This is a genomic window from Pseudomonas sp. XP1, from assembly GCF_053557675.1.
The window spans coordinates 1-6,771 of sequence record NZ_JBNRIJ010000068.1; the positions used below are offsets into that span (position 1 = coordinate 1).

General features: G+C 64.1%; 2 protein-coding genes. Both read right to left on the bottom strand.

Annotated features, from left to right (window positions below; genetic code table 11):
* A partial coding sequence (locus ACK1U9_RS25585) for a condensation domain-containing protein (protein ID WP_449110271.1) occupies positions 1-1,633 on the bottom strand: 1,633 nt, incomplete at its 3' end.
* A gap of 1 nt (position 1,634) precedes the next feature.
* Positions 1,635-6,771 (bottom strand): amino acid adenylation domain-containing protein (locus tag ACK1U9_RS25590; RefSeq protein WP_449110272.1); only part of this gene is annotated, 5,137 nt, incomplete at its 5' end.

Below are 6,771 nucleotides of genomic sequence, written 5' to 3' on the forward strand. Positions count from 1 at the left end.
CCAGCTGGTTGCCACGGCGGTTGAGCTCGGCATAGCTCAGGGTCTGCTCGCCAAACACCAGCGCCGGGGCGTCCGGGGTGGCGAACACCTGGGCCTCGATCAGCTGGTGGATGCTGGTTTCGCCTGGGTAATCGGCTTGCGTGGCATTCCAGCCATGCACCATCTGCTGTCGCTCCCCGTCATCCAGCAATGGTAGCTCAGCCACTCGCTGGCCTGGGTTGGCGACGATGCCATGTAGCAGGTTCAGCCAGTGCCGCGCCATCTGCTGTATGGTCGAGGCATCGAACAGGTCGGTTGCAAAGGTCAGCGTGGCGCTGATGCCCTGCTCATGTTCGAAGCTGTCCAGCGTGAGGTCGAACTGCGCCGCGTGCACGTTCCATTGCAGGCCCTCCACCTCCAGGCCGGGCAAGCTGCGGCGCTCGCCCTTGCCCCGGGTCTGGTGGTTGTACATCACCTGGAACAACGGGCTGTGGCTCAGGCTGCGTTCAGGCTGCAAGGCATCGACCAGCTGTTCGAATGGCAGGTCCTGATGCACCTGCGCGCCCAAGGCTCGTTGCCGCACTTGCGCCAACAGCTCGGTGAAGGTCAGTTGCGTGTCGAACTCGGCTCGCATCACCTGGGTATTGACGAAAAAGCCGATCAGCCGCTCGGTCTCTACGCGGTTACGGTTGGCGATGGGCACGCCCACGCGCACATCGGCCTGCCCGGAGTAGCGGTGCAACAGTACCTGGAAACTCGCCAGCAGCAGCATGAAGGGTGTCGCCCCCTGGTGCTGCGCCAACTGTTTGAGTGACAGGCTCAACGCCTCGCCCAGGTCAACGTCGACCCGCTCACCGCGATAGCTTTGCAGCGCCGGGCGTGGCCTGTCGGTGGTCAGTTCCAGCACCGGATGGTCGTCGCCCAGCTGCGCCATCCAGTACGCCAGCTGACGCTCACGCTCGCCGGCGTCCATCCAGGCACGCTGCCAGATTGCATAATCGGCGTACTGGATCGGCAGTTCGGCCAGCACCACCTCGCGACCTTGGCTATAGCCTTCATAAAGCTGCACCAACTCATCGATGAGCAAGGGCATCGACCAGCCATCGGCGACGATATGGTGCAAGGTGAGCACCAGCACGTGCTCGTCCTGCGCCAGTTCCAGCAGTTTCACCCGCAGCAGCGGCCCATGGACCAGATCGAACGGCTGCTGGACCTCAAGCGCGACCTGCGCCTGCAAAACCTGCTCCTCCACGGCCCCCAAGGCCTGGCGGGCCAGCTGGAAAGGCTGGTTCGGGTGGATGACCTGCATCAGCTGGCCATCTGCCTCGGCAATGGTCGTGCGCAAGGCTTCATGACGCTGGATCAGCGTCGCAAAGCTGCGCTGCAGGGCTGCCAGGTCAAGCTGCCCCCTGAACCTGAGCGCGGTCGGGATGTTGTAGGCCGAGCCGGTGGGCTCCAGCTGCCAGAGAAACCACTGGCGTTGCTGGGCATAGGACAGCACGGGGCGTTCGACATCGTGCCTGGCTACCGGAATGGGCAGTTGCGCAAGCGTGACGCCCTTGGACGCCAGTTTTTCGAGAAACAGCTTCTGCTGCGCCAGGGGCAGACGGATGAAGCGATAAACCAGGTCTGCGTTTCTGTTGTCCGTGTGCATCTCAAACCGCCTCGAGCTCTGCCATGAAGTCCTGGAGCTCATCCAGGTCTCCGTCGTTTCGGGTACCGAGACTGCCGACCTCTTGTGCAAAGGCCTGCAGGTTCTCTGTCTGGAACAACAACGCGAGTGGCAGGTTCGTACCCAGTTCGATCTGCAGTCGTGCTACCGCCTGGGTTGCCAGCAAGGAGTGGCCCCCCAGCTCGAAGAAGTTGTCGGTAAGAGATACGTTTTCCAGGCCAAGAACTTCAGCCCATACCGCTGCGATCCGACGCTCCAGCTCCGTTTCCGGCGCCACATGGGCCGCCCGGCGCAGGTTGCCGTCAGGCTGTGGCAGGGCCTTGCGGTCCAGCTTGCCGTTCGGTGTCAGTGGCAGGCGTTCCAACAGCAACAGGTGCGCGGGCACCATGTAGTCCGGCAGGCTGGCTTTCAGCCTGGCGCGCAGGGTGTCAAGCAGCGCCGCCCGGGCTTCCTCGCTGGCAACCGACGCTGCATCGGCTGGCACCACATAGCCCAGCAGTTGCTTGCCGCCCGGCGCATCCAGCGCCAGTACCACGGCTTCGCGGACTGCGTCCTGTTGTTGCAGGCGCGCCTCGATCTCGCCAAGTTCGATACGGAAGCCGCGAATCTTCACCTGATGGTCGATACGCCCGGCATATTCGATGACTCCGTCGGCGTCATAGCGCGCCAGGTCGCCGGTGCGATACAGGCGGCCACCCTGCCCGCCGAACGGGTCGGGGATGAAGCGTTCGGCGGTAAGCCCGGGGCGCGCCAGGTAACCACGCGCCAGCCCCGCACCCGCCATGTACAGCTCCCCCACCACCCCTACCGGCAGCGGCGTTCCGGCCTCGCTCAACAGGTAAGCGGCACTGTTGGAAAGCGGCCGGCCGATATTGGCCTGGCCACCTTGGGTGCGCAGGGTGAAGGTCGAGTAGGTTGTGTCCTCCGAAGGCCCGTACAGGTCGTACACCTTGAGCACGTGGCCAGTGCCGTACAACGCGTCGACCAGCCCCTGCTTGAGAGCCTCCCCCGCCAGGTTGATGATGCGTACACCGGACGGCAACTGGCCGGTTTCATGCAGCACCTTGATGGCCGACGGCACCGTGTTGACCAGGCGTACCTGGTCTTTGGCCGGCAGGTGCGGCAGCTCCAGGGCATTGGCCGCCAGTACCGCATAGCCACCCGAGCCCAGGGTCACGAACAGCTCCCAGACCGACAGGTCGAAACAGATCGATGTGGACGCCAACACGCCGCACAGGTCCTGCTGGCTGTACACCGACTGCGCCCAGCCGATCATTGCCACGGCATTGCGATGCTCGATCTGGACGCCCTTGGGATTGCCGGTGGAACCTGAGGTGTAGATGCAGTACGCCAGGTTGTCCGGCGTGCTCACGCACACCGGGTCGGCCGCTTCGTAGCCGTCGAGCAGCAACTGGTCCACCAGCAGCGTTCGCGCCTGGAAGCTGGCCGGCAAACGCTCCTGCAGGTGCGACTGCGACAGCAGCAGGATCGACTGGCTGTCTTCGAGCATGTACACCAGGCGGTCCTGCGGGTAGCCAGGGTCGAGCGGCACGTAGGCGCCGCCCGCCTTGAGAATGGCCATCAGCGCGACCACCATGTCCAGGCCACGCTCCATGGCGACACCTACCAGCACCTCCGGGCCCACGCCAGCCTCGCGCAGTTTGTGGGCCAACTGGTTGGCCCGTACATTGAGCGCAGCATACGTGAGCGTCTGCTCGCCGTGGATAAGTGCAACTGCGCCTGGCGCAGCAACCACCTGCGCCTCGAACAGCTGATGGATACAGCGGTCGGCCGGGTAACTGGCCGCCGTGCGGTTCCAGTCCTGCACGATACGCTGATGCTGTGCGGCATCGAGCAGCGGCAGGTCGCCGAGTGCAGCAAACGGGTCACTCACCAGCGCGTCAAGCAGCGTACCGAAGTGATGGGCCAGCTGCTCGATTGCCTCGCTGCTCCAGTGCGCACGGTCATGCCGGTACTGGATAGCCAGGCTGTCGCCAAGGCTCACCAGCAGGGTCAGCGGATAGTTGGTCTGCTCGCGCACCTGCACTGGGCCAAACTGCAAGCCACTCGGTGCGCCCTGCCGAAGGGCCTCGGACACCGGGTAACTTTCGAACACCACCAGGCTGTCGAACAGGGCTTCACCGCCAAGGCCGGCCCAGCGCTGCACGTCGTACAGCGGCGTATGTTCGTATTCACGCATGGCCAGGTTGCTGGCCTGCACCTGCCCGATCCATTGCGCAACGCTTTGCTCGCCTTGCGGTGTACCAACCACCGGCAGGGTGTTGATGAACAAGCCGATCTGCGCCTCCACGCCCGCCAACTCCGCTGGCCGGCCGGCGACCGTTGCACCGAAGCAGACCGACGACTGCCCGGTATAGCGCTGCAGCAGCAACAGCCAGGTAGCCTGTACCAAGGTGTTGACGGTGACACGCTGGGCACGCGCAAAGGCTTCAACCCGCTCGGTACGCCCTGCACCGAATGCCTGGTGATGAACCTGATGGCCCTGGCCATCAGGTTCACCTTTGCGCACGGCCTGGGCCAGGCGCGTCGGCTCGTTGAAGCTGGCCATCTGGCCCTGCCAGAACCTCTCTGCCGCCGCCCTATCCTGGCGCTGCAACCAGGCGATGTAGTCACGGTAGCTTCCCGCCGCTGCCACCACAGGTTTACCGGCATGACGCTGCAACACCTCACCCAGCAACTGCGAGGTGCTCCAGCCATCCATAAGGATGTGGTGGCAGGTGAAGATCAGGTGATGACGTGCCTGCGCCGTACGCACCAGCACCAGGCGCAACAAGGGTGCCTCGACCAGATCGAAGCCACGCTGCCGGTCGGCTTCCGCCAGGTTGTCCAGCTCCCGCGCCAGCTCATCCTCGTCACGCCAGTCATATTCGCTGAACGGCAGTGTCACCTGCTTGTGCACGACCTGCACCGCCTGGCCCAGGTCCCCCTGCCAGATGAAGCTGCTGCGCAAGATGTCGTGGGCCTGCAAGGCAGCATCCCAGGCCTGTCGGAAGGCTTGTACATCCAGGCCATCCACATCCACGCGCATCTGGTTGATGTAGTTGCCGCTGCCTTGCTCGTAGATGCTGTGGAACAGCATGCCCTGCTGCATCGGCGACAACGGGTAGACGTCGGCGATCTGCGCCACGGCAACCGGCAGCTGGTCGAGCTGCGCCTGGGTCAGGTCGGTCAACGGGAAGTCGGACGGGGTCAGGCCGCGATGTCTACCCTCACAGCAATGCTCGATGATTTCAGCCAAGGCCTGCTGGTAAGCCTGGGCCAGCTGTTCGATGGTTTCGCGGCGATGAATGTCTTGGCTGAAGGTCCACTCCAGGCGTAGCTCGCCGCCATATACCTGACCGTTGACGGTCAACAGGCTGGCCAACGGTGCTTCGGCATCCTGCCTGGCGCCATCGTTCTCCTTGGCGGGGGTGAACAGAGCTGCTTCGCCATCGAAGCTGCCGTCGAACTGCCCGAGGTAGTTGAAGACGATCTGGCCTTCAGGCAATGCTGCAAGGGCCTCGCGGCTCGCGGCATCACCGAGGTAGCGCAGCACGCCATAGCCCAGGCCTTTGTCAGGTACGGCGCGCAGCTGTTCCTTGATGGTCTTGATCGAACTTGCCAGGTCTGCCTGCGGGCTCAACTTTACCGGGTACAGGCTGGTGAACCAGCCTACCGTACGCGTCAGGTCGATACCCGCGAACAGGTCTTCACGGCCATGCCCTTCCAGGCGCACCAGCACTTCGGGCTGGCCGCTCCAGCGGCCAACTGCTTGCGCCAGGGCCGTCAGCAACAGGTCGTTGATCTGCGTGCGATAAGCCACCGAGCAATCCTGCAACAGCCGTTGGGTGCTTGCCACGTCGAGGCGCGTGCTGACAGAGGCCGCATGCTTCAGTTGCCGGCTGCCTTGCGGGTTGTCGCAGGGCAGCATTTCGCTGGCCCCTTGCAACTGCCCCTGCCAGTAGCCCAGTTCCTGTTGCAATGCGGGTGCAGCGGCATAGGTTTGCAAACGCTCGGCCCAGGCTTTGTACGAAGTGGTCTTGGCCGGAAGCTGCAGTGGCTGCCCGGCAGCCAGGGTCTGGTAGGCCTGCTGCAGGTCTTCCAGCAGCACACGCCACGACACGCCGTCTACCGCCAGGTGATGGATGACCAAAAGCAGCCGCTGGCTACCGTCAGGCAGCACAGCGAGCATGGCACGCATCAACGGCCCGTGCTCGAGGTCAAGGCTGCGCTGGGCTTCACTGGCAGCTTGCTGCAAGTGCTCGACGCTGGCGAAATCTCGATGCCAAAGCAACTGGGAGTAGCCCACATCGGCAAATTCAGCCTGCCAGCCCACCCCATGGTCGAACACGCGCAAACGCAGGGCATCGTGATGTTCGAGCAATGCCTGCAATGCCGCATCGAGCGTCGCCGGGGCCAGCGTTTCACCTGGCGTGAGCAGCACCGACTGGTTCCAGTGATGGCGCACGACAACGGGCTGCTCGAAGAACCAGTGCTGAATGGGCGTGAGCGGCGTCACGCCCGTTACCGCACCCTGATCGATCGATACACTGTCGCCGCGATTGGCGAGCCGGGCCAGTGCCTGCACCGTCTGGGCCTCGAACAGGTCCTTGGGCGTGAACTGGATATCCACCTGGCGCGCACGGCTGACCACCTGCAACGAAATGATCGAATCGCCGCCCAGCTCGAAGAAGTTGTCGGTCAGGCCGACCTTCTCCAGCTTCAGCACATCCGCCCAGATCGCCGCGATCTGCTGTTCCAGATCGCTCTGCGGCGCGACGTACTCGCCCTGCAACTGGCTGGCATCCGGCTGCGGCAGGGCCTTGCGGTCCAGCTTGCCGTTCGGCGTCACCGGCAGCTTGCCGAGCAGCAGCAGGTGCGCCGGCACCATGTAGTCCGGCAAACCGGCCTTCAGCGCCTCGCGCAGGCTGTCGCGCAATGCACCTTCGTCTTGCGAGCTGTCGGCAGGCACTACATAGCCCACCAGCTGCTTGCCGCTTGGCCCGTCCTGGGCCAGCACCACGGCTTCCTGCACACTCGGCAGCTCCAGCAGGCGCGCCTCGATCTCGCCCAGCTCGATACGCAAGCCGCGGATCTTCACCTGGTGGTCGATGCGCCCG